The 15,479-nt window shown below is 49.9% G+C and carries 12 protein-coding genes, 2 tRNA genes and 3 rRNA genes; 7 read left to right on the top strand and 10 right to left on the bottom strand.

Annotation, left to right across the window (positions count from 1 at the left end; genetic code table 11):
• Positions 1-212 precede the first annotated feature (212 nt).
• The 7 genes from WCX72_RS12695 (at position 213) to WCX72_RS12665 (ending at position 8,337) form a co-directional block, all read left to right on the top strand.
• Positions 213-1,716 (top strand): 16S ribosomal RNA (locus WCX72_RS12695).
• Between the two features lie 127 nt (positions 1,717-1,843).
• Positions 1,844-1,920, top strand: a tRNA-Ile gene (locus WCX72_RS12690).
• Between the two features lie 12 nt (positions 1,921-1,932).
• Positions 1,933-2,008: transfer RNA gene (locus WCX72_RS12685), tRNA-Ala, on the top strand.
• A gap of 193 nt (positions 2,009-2,201) precedes the next feature.
• Positions 2,202-5,068, top strand: a 23S ribosomal RNA gene (locus WCX72_RS12680).
• A 159-nt stretch (positions 5,069-5,227) separates the two neighbouring features.
• A 5S ribosomal RNA gene (gene rrf, locus WCX72_RS12675) occupies positions 5,228-5,343 on the top strand.
• The 16S, 23S and 5S rRNA genes sit together here with 2 tRNA genes alongside, the layout of an rRNA operon.
• Positions 5,344-6,127: 784 nt before the next feature.
• Positions 6,128-7,339: an outer membrane protein transport protein gene (locus WCX72_RS12670; protein ID WP_345970103.1), complete on the top strand. Its 1,212-nt coding sequence runs from the start codon at positions 6,128-6,130 to the stop codon at positions 7,337-7,339.
• 176 nt (positions 7,340-7,515) lie between these two features.
• Positions 7,516-8,337 carry a hypothetical protein gene (locus WCX72_RS12665; RefSeq protein ID WP_345970102.1) on the top strand — a complete coding sequence of 274 codons (822 nt, stop codon included), beginning with the start codon at positions 7,516-7,518 and terminating at the stop codon, positions 8,335-8,337.
• Positions 8,338-8,501: 164 nt separating this feature from the next.
• Here the strand turns inward: WCX72_RS12665 and WCX72_RS12660 are convergent, their stop codons facing one another.
• From WCX72_RS12660 to WCX72_RS12615, 10 genes are all read right to left on the bottom strand, one after another.
• Positions 8,502-9,461, bottom strand: coding sequence for a DUF302 domain-containing protein (locus tag WCX72_RS12660; protein WP_345970101.1), 960 nt, complete (start codon positions 9,459-9,461; stop codon positions 8,502-8,504).
• A gap of 53 nt (positions 9,462-9,514) precedes the next feature.
• Positions 9,515-9,955 carry an MOSC domain-containing protein gene (locus WCX72_RS12655; protein ID WP_345970100.1) on the bottom strand — a complete coding sequence of 147 codons (441 nt, stop codon included), beginning with the start codon at positions 9,953-9,955 and terminating at the stop codon, positions 9,515-9,517.
• Positions 9,952-10,473 carry a thioredoxin fold domain-containing protein gene (locus WCX72_RS12650; protein WP_345970099.1) on the bottom strand — a complete coding sequence of 174 codons (522 nt, stop codon included), beginning with the start codon at positions 10,471-10,473 and terminating at the stop codon, positions 9,952-9,954. Before WCX72_RS12650 ends, WCX72_RS12655 begins: the two co-directional genes overlap by 4 nt.
• Before the next feature lie 7 nt (positions 10,474-10,480).
• Entirely contained in the window at positions 10,481-10,786 is a 306-nt protein-coding gene (gene soxZ, locus WCX72_RS12645; RefSeq protein WP_345970097.1) for a thiosulfate oxidation carrier complex protein SoxZ, read from the bottom strand.
• Between the two features lie 41 nt (positions 10,787-10,827).
• The gene (locus tag WCX72_RS12640) at positions 10,828-11,280 is read right to left on the bottom strand and encodes a thiosulfate oxidation carrier protein SoxY (RefSeq protein WP_231019448.1); all 453 of its coding nucleotides are present in this window, start codon (positions 11,278-11,280) and stop codon (positions 10,828-10,830) included.
• A gap of 22 nt (positions 11,281-11,302) precedes the next feature.
• Positions 11,303-12,487: a c-type cytochrome gene (locus WCX72_RS12635; protein WP_345970096.1), complete on the bottom strand. Its 1,185-nt coding sequence runs from the start codon at positions 12,485-12,487 to the stop codon at positions 11,303-11,305.
• Entirely contained in the window at positions 12,468-13,781 is a 1,314-nt protein-coding gene (soxC, locus tag WCX72_RS12630; protein WP_345970095.1) for a sulfite dehydrogenase, read from the bottom strand. Before soxC ends, WCX72_RS12635 begins: the two co-directional genes overlap by 20 nt.
• Before the next feature lie 350 nt (positions 13,782-14,131).
• Positions 14,132-14,407 carry a type II toxin-antitoxin system RelE/ParE family toxin gene (locus WCX72_RS12625; RefSeq protein WP_345970094.1) on the bottom strand — a complete coding sequence of 92 codons (276 nt, stop codon included), beginning with the start codon at positions 14,405-14,407 and terminating at the stop codon, positions 14,132-14,134.
• Positions 14,404-14,613 carry a hypothetical protein gene (locus tag WCX72_RS12620; RefSeq protein WP_345970093.1) on the bottom strand — a complete coding sequence of 70 codons (210 nt, stop codon included), beginning with the start codon at positions 14,611-14,613 and terminating at the stop codon, positions 14,404-14,406. Before WCX72_RS12620 ends, WCX72_RS12625 begins: the two co-directional genes overlap by 4 nt.
• Before the next feature lie 285 nt (positions 14,614-14,898).
• A complete protein-coding gene (locus WCX72_RS12615; protein WP_345970092.1) occupies positions 14,899-15,333 on the bottom strand; it encodes a heme-binding domain-containing protein in 435 nt (144 codons plus the stop codon).
• Positions 15,334-15,479: the final 146 nt, after the last annotated feature.

Here is a 15,479-nt window from a genome sequence, read left to right as displayed (position 1 = left end):
CTAGCGGTACTTCGGGTTGAAGATCGCGAGAGTTTGAGATCATTGAAAACTAAGCAAGTGGGATGGACAGACAAGGTCTGGAAGTCTTACTTAGATAAGACACAATACATAACCGTCTATTACTTAGGTCACTAAGTATAGACACTATACAGCCAATGATTTTATATCTTGGGCTGGATCAGTAATCGCTTCATTTATGGAGCGTCTTTTCAATTATGGAGAGTTTGATCCTGGCTCAGAGTGAACGCTGGCGGCGTGCTTAACACATGCAAGTCGAACGGTAACAGGGAGAAGCTTGCTTCTTTGCTGACGAGTGGCGCACGGGTGAGTAATGTATAGGTTACGTGCCCCTCAGTCTGGGATAGCCACTGGAAACGGTGATTAATACCGGATACTCCTGTTCGCAGGGAAAGGTTTTTCGCTGAGGGATCGGCCTATATTGTATCAGCTAGTTGGTGAGGTAAGAGCTCACCAAGGCGATGACACATAGCGGGTTTGAGAGGATGATCCGCCACACTGGTACTGAGACACGGACCAGACTCCTACGGGAGGCAGCAGTGAGGAATATTGCACAATGGGGGAAACCCTGATGCAGCAACGCCGCGTGGAGGATGACGCATTTCGGTGTGTAAACTCCTTTTATTAGGGAAGAAAATGACGGTACCTAATGAATAAGCTCCGGCTAACTCCGTGCCAGCAGCCGCGGTAATACGGAGGGAGCAAGCGTTACTCGGAATCACTGGGCGTAAAGGACGCGTAGGCGGGTTTTTAAGTCAGGTGTGAAATCCTATGGCTCAACCATAGAACTGCACTTGAAACTGGGAACCTAGAGTATGGAAGGGGCAGATGGAATTAGTGGTGTAGGGGTAAAATCCGTAGATATCACTAGGAATACCGAAAGCGAAGGCGATCTGCTGGGACATAACTGACGCTGAGGCGTGAAAGCGTGGGGAGCAAACAGGATTAGATACCCTGGTAGTCCACGCCCTAAACGATGAATGCTAGTCGTCGGGGCTCTTGTAGTTTCGGTGATGCACTTAACAGATTAAGCATTCCGCCTGGGGAGTACGGTCGCAAGATTAAAACTCAAAGGAATAGACGGGGACCCGCACAAGTGGTGGAGCATGTGGTTTAATTCGAAGATACACGAAGAACCTTACCTGGCCTTGACATTGATAGAATACTGTAGAGATACGGTAGTGCCAGTTTACTGGAGCTTGAAAACAGGTGCTGCACGGCTGTCGTCAGCTCGTGTCGTGAGATGTTGGGTTAAGTCCCGCAACGAGCGCAACCCTCGTCCTTAGTTGCCAGCAGTTCGGCTGGGCACTCTAAGGAGACTGCCTTCGCAAGGAGGAGGAAGGTGAGGACGACGTCAAGTCATCATGGCCCTTACGGCCAGGGCTACACACGTGCTACAATGGGACGTACAGAGAGTTGCGATACCGCGAGGTGGAGCCAATCTCATAAAGCGTCTCTCAGTTCGGATTGTACTCTGCAACTCGAGTGCATGAAGCTGGAATCACTAGTAATCGTAGATCAGCTAAGCTACGGTGAATACGTTCCCGGGTCTTGTACTCACCGCCCGTCACACCATGGGAGTTGATTTCACCCGAAATCGGGATGCCAAACTGGCTACCGCTTACGGTGGAATCAGCGACTGGGGTGAAGTCGTAACAAGGTAACCGTAGGAGAACCTGCGGTTGGATCACCTCCTTTCTAGAGTAACCGGGCCTCATTCGTTTGAGGGCCCGAAGAGAAAATCTCACATTTCAGATTGTGTCTGTCCGCTTACTTGCTTAGTTTTCAGTGATCTGTGTTCTATTGAATTAGAAATGCCGAGAAGGGGCCTATAGCTCAGCTGGTTAGAGTGCACCCCTGATAAGGGTGAGGTCGGAGGTTCAAGTCCTCCTAGGCCCACCAGGATCACTATGTGGGGAATTAGCTCAGCTGGGAGAGCGCCTGCTTTGCACGCAGGAGGTCAGCGGTTCGATCCCGCTATTCTCCACCACGGACGAAGCCTAATACGAGTACTTGATGAAGTATTCATATTAGACTTCTTAGTGTCTAAGAGTCTAAATCGTTCATTGAATTATCATTGTTAAAGTCAACAAATATTTATGAAGTAAAATTCATGAGTATTGCAACTACAATTAAATATTACAGTCTTATTCATATTGAGTAAGGCAGTAAGCGCTAATTAGAATAAAGATATTAAGAGCTATAGGTGGATGCCTAGGCTGGTAGAGGCGATGAAGGACGTACTAGGCTGCGATAAGCCTCGGGGAGCTGCCAAGAAGCTTTGATCCGGGGATTTCCGAATGGGGCAACCCGGCACGGTGCGAATCGTGTCACCCTTCGGGGGGCGAACCAAGGGAAGTGAAACATCTCAGTACCTTGAGGAAAAGAAATCAACCGAGATTCCCAGAGTAGCGGCGAGCGAAATGGGACTAGCCCTAAAGCGTGTAGTGTGTTAGCAGAATCCTTTGGAAAGAGGAGCCATAGAAGGTGATAGCCCTGTAAGCGAAAACTATCTACATGTTATTCGAGTAGGTCGGGACACGTGTTATCTTGACTGAACATGGGGGGACCACCCTCCAAGGCTAAATACTACTACCAGACCGATAGCGAACCAGTACCGTGAGGGAAAGGTGAAAAGAACCGTGGTGAACGGAGTGAAATAGAACCTGAAACCTATAGCTTACAATCATTCGGAGCCCCATTCTTTATGAGGGGTGACGGACTGCCTTTTGCATAATGAGCCTGCGAGTTGTGGTATCTGGCAAGGTTAAGCGAACGCGAAGCCGTAGCGAAAGCGAGTCTTAATAGGGCGATTAGTCAGATGCTGCAGACCCGAAACTGAGTGATCTATCCATGAGCAGGTTGAAGCCGGTGTAAGAGCCGGTGGAGGACCGAACCGATAGGCGTTGAAAAGCCTCCGGATGACTTGTGGATAGGGGTGAAAGGCCAATCAAACTCAGTGATAGCTGGTTCTCTCCGAAATATATTTAGGTATAGCCTCGAGTTATTAGCATACAGGGGTAGAGCACTGACAGGGCTAGGGCTGCTCACCGCGGTACCAAACCCTATCAAACTCCGAATACTGTATGCCTAACCTCGGGAGTCAGGCGGTGGGTGATAAAATCAATCGTCGAGAGGGGAACAACCCAGACTAGCAGCTAAGGTCCCTAAGTTACATCTAAGTGGAAAAGGATGTGGAGTTGCTGAAACAACCAGGAGGTTGGCTTAGAAGCAGCCATCCTTTAAAGAAAGCGTAACAGCTCACTGGTCTAGCGATTCTGCGCCGAAAATATAACGGGGCTAAGATGTACACCGAAGCTCTAGACTTAGTTTTACTAAGTGGTAGGAGAGCGTTCCATTCAGCGTTGAAGGTATACCGGCAAGGAGTGCTGGAGCGGATGGAAGTGAGCATGCAGGCATGAGTAGCGATAAAAGCAGTGAGAATCTGCTTCGCCGTAAACCCAAGGTTTCCTACGCGATGCTCGTCATCGTAGGGTTAGTCGGGACCTAAGTCGAGTCCGAAAGGGGTAGACGATGGCAAATCGGTTAATATTCCGATACCGACTGTAGAGCGTGATGGAAGGACGCATAGGGCTAAACGAGGTCACTGATGGAATAGTGGCTCGAAGGATGTAGGTTGTGAAGTAGGCAAATCCGCTTCACACTAGACCGAGATCTGACAGGCTGTCGACGCTCTTCGGAGCAGAAACAGAATCGTTGATGCCGTCGTGCCGAGAAAAGTTTCTAAGCATATCTACAGTCGCCCGTACCGTAAACCGACACAGGTGGGTGAGATGAGTATTCTAAGGCGCGTGGAAGAACCCTGGTTAAGGAACTCTGCAAACTAGCACCGTAACTTCGGAATAAGGTGTGCCCGTTGTATGTGAAACCCCTGCGGGTGGAGCAGAAGCGGGTCGCAGCAAAGAGTCCCTCCCGACTGTTTACCAAAAACACAGCACTCTGCCAACACGTAAGTGGATGTATAGGGTGTGACGCCTGCCCGGTGCTCGAATGTTAAAAGGATCCGTTAGCTTTGCGAAGCGGTGAATTGAAGCACGAGTAAACGGCGGCCGTAACTATAACGGTCCTAAGGTAGCGAAATTCCTTGTCGGTTAAATACCGACCTGCATGAATGGCGTAACGAGATGGGAGCTGTCTCAACCAGGGATCCAGTGAAATTGTAGTGGAGGTGAAAATTCCTCCTACCCGCGGAAAGACGGAAAGACCCCGTGCACCTTTACTATAGCTTGACACTGCTATTGGGATATTCATGTGCAGGATAGGTGGGAGCCGTTGATTATATGACGCCAGTTGTATATGAGGCACCCTTGAGATACCACCCTTGAATATTCTGATAGCTAACTGCGCAGAGTTATCCTCTGTCAGGACAATGTCTGGTGGGTAGTTTGACTGGGGCGGTCGCCTCCTAAAAAGTAACGGAGGCTTACAAAGGTTGGCTCAGATGGGTTGGAAATCCATCGCAGAGTATAATGGCATAAGCCAGCCTGACTGTGAGACGTACATGTCGAGCAGAGTCGAAAGACGGTCATAGTGATCCGGTGGTTCTGTGTGGAAGGGCCATCGCTCAAAGGATAAAAGGTACGCCGGGGATAACAGGCTGATCTCCCCCAAGAGCTCACATCGACGGGGAGGTTTGGCACCTCGATGTCGGCTCATCGCATCCTGGGGCTGGAGCAGGTCCCAAGGGTATGGCTGTTCGCCATTTAAAGCGGTACGCGAGCTGGGTTCAGAACGTCGTGAGACAGTTCGGTCCCTATCTTCCGTGGGCGTAGGAGAGTTGAGGAGAGCTGACCCTAGTACGAGAGGACCGGGTTGGACGAACCACTGGTGCACCGGTTGTCCTGCCAAGGGCACCGCCGGGTAGCTACGTTCGGATGTGATAACCGCTGAAAGCATCTAAGCGGGAAGCCAACTCCAAGATGAACTCTCCCTGAAGGACGCATGAAGACTACATGCTTGATAGGCTGGGTGTGTACGCAGAGCAATCTGTTTAGCTGACCAGTACTAATAGTCCGTTCGTCTTTTTTCCCTAAAATTAGTGTCTTACTGCCTTACTGAATATGAGAGGCTGTAATCAAAGTAGTTGCACCCCAAGGGCATTTCCTTCGGGCACACCCGTTGACTTTAACAATCTTAATACCGACACAGTCGGATCTAAGCGCTCTCCGGAGCCTTTAGATCCGATTGTCCAGGTGGCTATAGAGAGAGGGAAACGCCCGGCCCCATTCCGAACCCGGAAGCTAAGCCTCTCATCGCTGATAATACTGACCCTTTCAGGGTTGGGAACGTAGGTCGCCGCCTGGTTCTCGGATTTTCTACTCCTTACATCAATCACAACAACAATATCAAAATCATCACTACTAAATAATCCAACTTTGATTGATACCGTCATTATTCTGTGCTCTTCGCTCTGTTCAGATTATGTCCCGTCTGTTTATATTCCACTTCTATAATGCATATCATTTATGAGCTATGTTGGTCTGGGATTTAGGTATGTAATCCAAAAGACCAGTAACAATCTATGAGTAATTCGCGCTGTATTTTCCTTTATATCATTGCAGCCACGCTAGTTGTATCTCTTGCAAACAATCGCCTTATCTGCTTCGTTATGTCTTATCCAGTAATGTGTTTATGTTCTATTGAGACCTCGCTATATGCACGAGAAATATGCCTATCAGTTTATCGACCCGCTATTGATTTAGTGCTGTTGCATCGCCGCAAGAGCATGTCATGAAAAACTATTGCATGGAAAGAAAGTTCAATAATGAATTAATATATAACAGAAAAATTAAAAAAACTGTTTCGAAACGAAACAATATGATAAAATTCTCAAAAAAATCTCTCTTTTGTATCAAAAACAAAAACACTCAGAAACAGCTTTATTCTGGGGTTAAAACCCCTATTAAGATAAGTTATAAGTATAAAAATCTTTTATTTCCCCATTTTTCTGCATTCCGATAAAAAAAATAATAAGTTTCCGTGATAATGCATTATTTATATTCAGATTCAATTTATTTTTGCCTCTCTATAATGATCCGAGTTGAAAGCGTAGGCTTTCTGTCGAATAACTGTATTCGTAGGAGTATAAATGACACGTACAATCAAATTGGCTGTTGCAGCGGCTATGGCGTTGGGAGCAACATCTGCTTTTGCAACAAACGGTGACCACCTGATCGGTCTCGGTGCGAAATCACGTTCGATGGGTGGTGTGAGCATCGGGATGCCGTTCGGTGCAGAGTCCGGTATTAACAATCCTGCGTTATTGAGCAGCGTCAAGGGAACAGAGATTTCGTTCGGTGGTACACTCTTTATGCCGAATGTAAAATATAATGCCAATGACGGCAATGGTATTCAAGATAGTGCTGCGGATCTGAACGTGATCCCGGAAGTTTCTGTCGGCAACAAGGTCGGCGAGCACTTCTACTGGGGTATCGGTATCTGGGGGACTGCCGGTATGGGTACGGATTACCGTAGTGAGAATTCTCAAAGCACCATGAACATGGTCACCGCCCTCCAGTTGATGCAGCTGGGGGTACCGGTCGCTTATGAGATGAACGGACTCAGCGTCGGGTTTACTCCGATCCTCCAGTATGGCGCATTGGACATCAATTATAATGCTATGGGTACGACTGTCGGGGAGGGGCTGGCACAGGACCTGAAATTTACTTACAACTTCGGGCTCTCCTATAATGTCGGTGCATTGACACTCGGTGCGGTCTATCGTGCTGAAATCCCGATGAAGTACAAGGGGCAGATTTCCGGAGCTACCGGACCGTTCGCCGGTCTGGGTATTCTGCCTGCTCCATTTGGGGATGAACTGACCCAGCCTGCGGAGATTGGTGTTGGATTCTCATTCAAGATTACCCGTGACAACACCATCGCGTTTGACTATAAGCAGGTGAAATGGGGTGACGCAAAAGGGTATAAAGATTTCAACTGGAAAAACACGGATGTGTTTGCCGTCGGGTACCAGTTCGAAATAGACGGCTATGCGCTGCGTGCGGGGTATAACCATGGTACACAGCCGATCAAAGAGGCTGACGGCACGACACAGGCCGGGGCAGCTATCAATGTCTTCAATCTCCTTGGGTTCCCTGCGGTCGTAGAAGACCATATTACGGCGGGTGCTTCCGCGCCGCTGACAGAGCAGCTCTCCGTCGATCTGGCGCTTACGTACGCGCTGGAAACGAAAGTCTCATTCGACACTTCCGCCCTTGATGGCATGGGGTTGACAGGACCGAGCAATGAAGTAAAACACTCGCAGTCCGGTGTCACGTTCCAGTTGACGTACGACTTTTAATAAACGCACACCCCCACACTTCCGCCCTCGGGCGGAATCCACTGAATCATCGGCAACTGTCACTTCTGTGAATAAGAACAGGATATTTCTGTGCCGAATTTTCAGTGCTGACTGCAAAAGTGTCTATGTGTCTCTCCCGGGAGGGCAGAGGTACAACCAATAGAAAGGAAAATAGAGTGAAAGCATTTTTGATTTTTTCAGCTGCCATCTTTTTTTGGGTGAATGCCCACGCCGCGGCCGAGCCGATTGGTGAGAAGGTGAGTGCCTACTATTACGCACCCTATACAGATAAGGCTGCCGTAACGTCTGCATTACAAGCGGCAGGGTTTGAGATTGTCGGGAGCTATGCGACAACAGATAAGAGCGAAACGATTGTCATGACGACGGAAGCACTCAAAGCGGCTGCAACGAAACCGGGGCGTGGTTTCGGCGCGCTCCTTCGTGTGCTCGTGGATGCTGAAAACCAACGCATCGCCGTCACGAATCCGGTCTATTTCGGGAAGGCATTTTTCCAGTCGGAGTATGACCACACCCTGGGCGACACGCTGACAGCGGCGCTTCAAAAAGCGCTGGGTGATCTCAGCGAATCCGAGGACGCTTTCGAATACGACAAACTCGCCGGCTACCATTTTATGATCGGTATGCCCTATTATGAGGACACGTATGCGCTGGCAGAGGGTGACACGAAAGCACTGCTTGCAAAGCTTGAGGCGTATAATGACGGCAGTTCGGTTGTTTTTAAACTGCCGCTTGGCGAGGGCAAAGTACTGGTGGGATACGCCCTGAGTGATGAGACAAAGGCGTTCGTCAAGACGATTGGTGCGAAGAACGCCGAGATTTTGCCGTATACGATCCTGATCGAAGAGGGTAAAGCGCAGGCTTTGGCGGCAAAATACTACATTGCCATCAGCTATCCTCTGCTGAGCATGGGGGAGTTTATGCGTATCGTCAATACGCCGGGTGCGATTGAAGAAGAACTCTCGACACCATTTAAATAACCATGCAGCCTCCCGGCTGCATGGCTTTCACCTTTCATTTCAGTCAGTTGTTCTAGAGGCTTAACCAGCACTCCTTTGTATCGTATAAGTTTCTGCTGTGGATTAGGGGATTGCCGGGTGTGATCGTGTGAAGATGGTCGGGGACGGTCCTGCCGTCCCGAACGTTATTCCGTAATGCCGTTAACCGTATCGATGAAGAGGTTTTCCGCTTCGATCAGAGGGTCAAGAGAGGCTTTGTCCGCAATATCCGTCGAAGCGATCCAGTTCTGGACGGACGGGAAACCCATATGGACCGTTTTCTCCCCTTTTTTCTTGTAGAGGAAAAAGGTACAGGGGGCGAAGGCACCGACTTCCGGATGGGTTTGATGGATCGGGAAGATGACGTCGAGTTTGCAGACGGAATAGGTGTCATAAAAGTCATAACTTTCATCACCACGTTCCTGCAGCTCTTCGTTGACATCGATGAACCCTGGGAAAAGAAAACCGATCGGCTCCATCTCCCCTTCGAATTCGGCTTCAAAGTCATCTTTGGCATCAAGAATAGATCCATCCTTGGGAGCCTCAAATACGGCCTTAAAGGTCACCGAAAGGGGTGTGGTAGGGTCTGCGACCTTTTGATAGGCCAGCGGCTTGAAATGGCCTCCAGGAAGAGCCGCACGCAGTGCCTTCTCCATTTTAGCTGCCAGGGCGATAAGGTCGGGGCTGTTCATCGGGATCTGCGTCATACGCGAAAGGCCGCGCAAGGAGAGGACGGAGATATTCATGCTTCCCTCATTATCCTGCCAAATAGACATGGAGAGCGGCGTCAGCAGTCCCATCAGCGGATTGAGAGCGATCAGCCTGGCAGAGAGATCGGGATCGTGAATGGTCGCCAGACGGTAGACCGGGTAGTGCGTCGTACCGAACCGGGCTTTGAAAGGCTTGTTCATGTCGTTGTTGCCATCGATCAGAAAACCGGCCGCTTCAAAGGCTTTTTCTATGCTTTTCCCGGTAATTTTCCCGCCGCTGTTTTCAACGGTAAAGATCCGGATATCCTGCTGTATATTCGTATCGGTGGCCGCGGTACTGATGAGCAGTGTCAGGGACAGTAATGTCCAGAGAAGGGTCCTTGCAAGCGGTTTCATCTCACTCCTTCGTGATAAGTTTGTGAGACTAGTGTAGCGGCAGAGTCCTTAATTCAGAGTATAGTGACTGTATCACCTTTTTTTATTTTACCGCCCTGGAGTGTTTTGGCAAAAATACCGCGGTCGTTCTTGAGGAGCTCCGGCAGTCTGGCGTGGACTTTGCCGAGGCTGCTGCAGAGAGTGCAGTTCTGGGTGATGGTGACGATCGTCTCACCGATTTTAAGCTGCTGGCCGGCCTGAAGATGATAAGGGTTGATATCGATGACGATGTTCTCTCCCAACGAGCCGTAGGGCATTGTGATGCCTTCGTCGGCCGCCATGACGTAGCTGGCCTCTTCGGAAGTGATCAGAATGGTTCGGTTGAGGTTTTTGCCGTAATATTTATCGCCGATGATGCCCTGCTCGTCGATTTCGATCATGTCATATTCATGGCGCCCTTCAACCCCTTTCAGGGCATGAAAAAGGCCCAGGACCTTGCCTTCGTGGTTATTCACTTTTTTCCCTCCCGGTTAAAGCTGTCATAGGTCATGCTCTTATGCGCACCGCTGCTGACATAGTCGAGCATTTTGAAAAAATCCTTCTCTTCGACATACCCCGGTGCGGCAAAGATGATCTCCCCGTCGGCGTCCAGAAAAAGCGAGGAGGGGTAGAAGTTGTATCCGACATGTTTGGCGAAGTCGTGTCCGCTTCCCCTGAACTCCTTGAACATCACGGTGTCATCGTCGTTGATGTTGATATCGACAAGTTCAAAAGAGGCTTGAATCAGAGATGAGACTTTGTCGTCGCCGAGGGTGAATTCGTACATCGCTTCACAGTAACCGCAGTCATTTTTGTGAAGCCAGACAAGGAGGGTCTTCTTCTGCTTGGCCGTATCGATCGCTATACGGTTAAGGTCGATATCGCGTGCGGACAAGGAGAAAAAGAACGACGTGAGCATTAAAAGAGTGATGAAGTGGTGTTTATACACTGTTGGTGCCTTGGAGAGAAAGCGGTGGGACGCCGAAGCGTCCACCCGGGGATTATTTGATTTTGGCTTTGGAACTCTTGGTGTTGCCCTTGAGGTCAACCCAAGTCATCACGAGTTCGTCACCCTTTTTGAAGTCGCCTTTGAACGCGAACTTGAAGATCGGGTTCTTGGAGAGGAACTGGCTGACGGAAGCGTCCAGAACAGTCGCAGCGCCGACTTTAGCGTCGATGTGCGTGATGAAGTTCGCGTTGTTGCGGTCGCCGGTTTTCTTCTCAGCGATATCGTATGTCCACATGTCGTGCTTCGCCATCGCTTTTACAGAAACAACATTACCTTTGAGTTTTGCTTTGATTCTCATGATATTACCTTTCTATTTTCGTTTTCTATAGGCGAAGGCGATCAGCCCTCACAACCACCGAGTGCAACGTCGAGTGTTTTGGAGCCGCTGTAGAGCTTGCCGTCGTTACCCTGTACGATTGCTGTGATCGTACCGGAAGCTTTCATCTTGATCTTGATGGAGAAGTCGATGATGCTGTACTCGTTGAGGTCGTAAACGATAACCGCAGATTCCGGGTTGACGTTCTGGACGATCATGACGGATTTTGCAGCGATGTCAGACTTGACATCAACCGGAACCGCACCACCGTTGCTTGCAACGTCCGGAGCGACGACTGTAACGCCTTCAGCGACAGTTGCTGTTGTGCCGTACATCGCTTTGAGGGCGTCGTCGACAGTTTTTGCTGTCCAAACTGTCGGCTTGGATTTACGGAAATCTTCCGCACGGACGCTTGCCGGTACAGCAGCCAGGGCACAAGCGCCAGCTGCGAGAGAGAGGAATGTTCTTCTTTGCATATGTTTATCCTTTGGTTGAGATTTATTTGCTCTGGCTGATCATGTAATCAACCACCGCCTTGAGTTTGTCGTCAGACAGGTCTGTGCCCCCCTTCGGAGGCATACCCATGTCGGTACCGTTGATGGCGCGGGCATAGACCTTGTCCATACCCTTGCCGACAACAGCGTCCCACGCCTTCTTGTCGCCGACCACCGGAGCACCCATGCCCGCAGCACCGTGGCAAACGGCACAGCTGGATTCATAGGTATTCTTCGCTTCGAGGTCTACACCGCTCGTGTTCTCGACCTTCGGGAGATCACGGACTTCAGAAAGCGGCGGAAGGAACTCTTTCTGCTCGATAGAGATTCCTACGACTTTCGCAGTCTCTTTCTGACAGTTGCTCATACAACGCTCGTCGGCAGAAGCGATTTTCTGCGCACCGAAATTTGCAGGATCCGCGAAATAAGCACGGACGTTCTCAAGACCGTTCGCACCGTCGATGACCGGTTCGAAACCGTCTTTGTTCGGCATAACGATCTTCGCGAATTTCTCCTGGTCGAGGACATATTCGTAATCAACTTCTTCGCCGTCGATCTCCATCTCGTTGAGGTTCAGGATATAGGCAACGAGTGCATAGACTTCGTCTTCAGTCAGGCTGCGTGTATCCGGGTGCGGCATACCTTCCATGATGTACCACCACAGGGTGCTCGCTTCCGGCCAGTAGTTACCGAAGACGCGGATCGGACCTTCCATGTCCGGACCGGTACGCTGGTGTTTCAGTGTGGCCATGTTGTCGTATGCATTCCCTTTGGAGAGCGCCGGATAACCGCCACCGCCGGAACCGAAGTCGCCGTGACACATGACACATTTGGCTTCGTAAACTGCTTCACCCTCTTCGGCTGTACCTTCGCCTTTCGGCGGCAGACGCCACGGTGTTACCGTTGTGTTCCATGCTTCGAGTTCGTTGGCTGTCGGTGTACGCCCGTAGGTGTAACCGCCTTTTTCTGCTGCAGTGTTCACATAGTACGGTCCGGTTTTGTCGTTAACGGTTGCATAGTAGCGACCGCCGTCAATGACGCGCTTGCCGTTTGCATACGTGAGGACATTGTCTGCACTCGATGCAGACGGTGCCGCAGCGTCGCCGCTTTCGACACAGCCGGTAGCGAGCATGGCTACCGCTGCCGCTGCGGAAGCACCAAGAATAAATTTACGATCGAACTTGAACATTGTTTACCTTCCCTTCTGCAGTGACTTCCCATGAGGCGATACCGTTTCTATGGTAAACGGATTCGACACCCATCACTGCGGTTTCTTGATCGATTGTCGGCTGGATGTAGCCTGCGTCGTCGCGTGCACGGCTGGCGAGGATAAGCGGCTTGCCTTCGTATTTGTACATAAAGCTGAAGCGTGTCCAGGACTTCGGAAGGACGAGGCCCTTGAGGTTTGCTTCTACCCAGTTGTTTCCGCCGTCGAAGCTGATGTCGACGCCGTCGATCGTACCCATACCGCTCCATGCGAGACCTTCGATCTCGACCATGTCGCCGGCTTTCAAATCCGTCCACGGTTTTTCCGGGCACGGTGAGGTAATGATAGAGTTGACTTCGTTCGCATAGAAGTGCTGGATCGCTTTTCCTGACGGCTTGAGTGCCGTATATTTCGCTGTTTCTTCTTTCGCGTAGAACGGTTCAGCGGCGAATTCGAGGCGTCCGAGCCATTTGACACAAAGGTTACCTTCCCATCCCGGGAGGAGGAGACGGACAGGGTAGCCCTGCTCCGGGCGAAGTGCTTCGCCGTTCTGGCCCCAAACGATCATAGCATCGTCAAGTACCTTGTCGACAGGAACCGTACGGCCCATGTGTGAGCTGTCGATACCCTCTGCTAGCATCCATTTTGCACTCGGCTTGAGACCGAGGTCTTTGAGGATGTCTTTGAGGTAGACGCCGGTCCACTCGGCATTACTCATCATCCCTTTCGCAAACTGGATGGAGTTGAACTGCGGTCCACGCCATTCCGGACCGCCGTTTGCCGGACACTCGACGAAGTGAACGCGGCTGACGTTCGGGTAGCGCTTGAGCTGATCAAGGGTCAGAACCAGCGGCTTTTCGACAAGACCGTGGATCATCAGGCGCCATTCGCTCGGGTTGATGGTCGGGATACCACCGTGGCAGCGGCTGAAGAAGAGGCCGTTCGGCGTCATGATACCGCTGAGGTCCTGGATCGGACACATGGCGATGGATGCCTGCCAGTTTCCTGAGGAAAGGAGTTTCGCGTTGCGGCGGGTGATGTTGTGCTCGTACGGTGAAGGCATACCGTAGCGGTTTTTAGTGACCGGGTAACCGATCTTGTGACCCCAGTCCGGTGTATTCATAATGACCGGGTCATCTTCGGCCATCGCACGTGTACCGGAGAGCATTCCGGCACCGGCGATCGCCGTGGCTGAGAGTGCGGCGGTTTTCTTGAAGAAGTCTCTTCTTTCGGCCGACACGTTTTCAGCATCGTGTTGAGAATGTTCGTTTCTCATTCTTCCTCCCTTTTATATTAATAACTTTACTATTTACTATTTCGATAGTCATAAGACCAAAACAGCACATCAACTTCCGGCAACATTTCGTTATTCGGCTGTTGATGTGCTGTCTTTACAGGTGCTGAACCCAATATCACGATCTTATCAAACGTAAGTATACAATACGAAACGCCGATAAAGAGTGAATACGAAACCGCAGCGCCGGATATCGTTACCAAAAGAAACAAAAATGGCGGTAATCGTACGACTTAAAAATATTATTATTACAAATATGTAAAATTTAAATAAGTTTAGCTTAAAATGCGACGTTTTGCTTATTAATACAAAAAAATTAAATAATGTTAAGTTTACACACGATTGTCAATAATTCCCAAAAGCACAAGGGCCGCTCCGGCGTGATCATAATAAAAGGGAATAGTACACCCCTGATGTTCAATATCCTTCACATCAGCATCATCGAAATAGATTGACGGCTTGTATTTCTGCGCTTTGCTCGGCAGGTTGAGCAAGATGGTGTCGAGATAGAGCTTGAAGCGTTTCGCCTCCTCGGGGTTGCTCTCGGCGATCGTCAAGAGGAGCGCTTTGAGCTGCTCGACAAAGGACGGGGTGGCGACTACTCTCATGACCGCTGCTCCGCAAGCCATGTATCAATGTCTTCGATGGTTTCATGATAGATCTGAACGGCATCGGGAGAAGTGCGGTAGCCGTCAAGTGCGAGACGGACGCGGCAGCGAAACTCGTCGTAGCGCGCATCCAGTACCCAGGCCTTGTCGGCGGGAAGGGATTGTTTCAGTGTGTCGGCGTAGGTGTCATCTACGAGCAAGAGCAAGGTCTGCATTGCAACTCCTTTGGCGCGATTGTAACACGGGGGAGTTGAATTACTCGCCCTTTTTCCCGCGTCTCCATCGATCGCCTGCACTGCTTCGCAGAGGCTGCTGATCGCGCAGGCGGATCTTCGCCGGTCCGATTGAGTAGAGCAACGTCTTCGCTGCAATCAGGATAACGTAGGACGAAAACAGTTGCGCTAAGAGGAAGGGAAAGAAGGGTGAGGATCTGCTCCCATCACAGAGGATGGAAGCAAGCGGGGGTCATAATCGTGACGAGTCTATTTTGATTATTCTAAATCAAAAGCAGCTTCGGATGCCCAATCCGTGAGTACTTTTTTGTCATCTTCACTCAGTTTGGCATCTGCGTGCATGATCAGATAACTTGGAAGCGGCATTTTGCTTTTGATCGCTTTGGGGATCTTATCAAGATACTTTGCCTTCTTCTCATCATCATAACTAGCCCATGTCGAGAAGTTCATATGCTCTCTACCCTCTTTGACATGCATCTTGGTAAACCATGAAACCGGTGCAACCGAGCTGTACCATGGGAAAGTGGTATGGTTCGAGTGACAATCAAAACAGGAACGTTTGAGAATGGCGAGTACCTCTTCAGGTGCCTCTAGTTCATCTTCAGCCTTTGTCGGCACCTCGGCGGGAACATTCATCGGAATGAATTGAATCCCTATTACAACCAGCAATACAATGATCAATACCTTTTTCATGCCACTCATTATAAGTTTTTATTCTTCGCTTTTTCTAAATTTTTGAAAGTATTCGTTTGTTTCAATTGGAATGTATTTCTCCGAGGTGAATCTAATACTTTTTCGTTGAATTTGATGGGAGGAAACTGCACGCGCAGATGCTGTCA

Origin of the sequence: Thiomicrolovo immobilis (assembly GCF_039645955.1) — a bacterium.
Taxonomy (GTDB): domain Bacteria; phylum Campylobacterota; class Campylobacteria; order Campylobacterales; family Sulfurimonadaceae; genus Thiomicrolovo; species Thiomicrolovo diazotrophicus.
Note: the sequence above shows the minus strand (reverse complement) of the source record. Positions and strands in the feature narration are given on the sequence as shown.

Excerpts from the sequence above, each read along its gene's own strand:
- WCX72_RS12615 (WP_345970092.1), bottom strand. The coding sequence starts at position 15,333 with ATGAAAAAGGTATTGATCATTGTATTGCTGGTTGTAATAGGGATTCAA.
- soxC (WP_345970095.1), bottom strand. The coding sequence starts at position 13,781 with ATGAGAAACGAACATTCTCAACACGATGCTGAAAACGTGTCGGCCGAA.
- WCX72_RS12640 (WP_231019448.1), bottom strand. The coding sequence starts at position 11,280 with ATGCAAAGAAGAACATTCCTCTCTCTCGCAGCTGGCGCTTGTGCCCTG.
- WCX72_RS12670 (WP_345970103.1), top strand. The coding sequence starts at position 6,128 with ATGACACGTACAATCAAATTGGCTGTTGCAGCGGCTATGGCGTTGGGA.
- WCX72_RS12625 (WP_345970094.1), bottom strand. The coding sequence starts at position 14,407 with ATGAGAGTAGTCGCCACCCCGTCCTTTGTCGAGCAGCTCAAAGCGCTC.
- WCX72_RS12635 (WP_345970096.1), bottom strand. The coding sequence starts at position 12,487 with ATGTTCAAGTTCGATCGTAAATTTATTCTTGGTGCTTCCGCAGCGGCA.
- WCX72_RS12660 (WP_345970101.1), bottom strand. The coding sequence starts at position 9,461 with ATGAAACCGCTTGCAAGGACCCTTCTCTGGACATTACTGTCCCTGACA.
- soxZ (WP_345970097.1), bottom strand. The coding sequence starts at position 10,786 with ATGAGAATCAAAGCAAAACTCAAAGGTAATGTTGTTTCTGTAAAAGCG.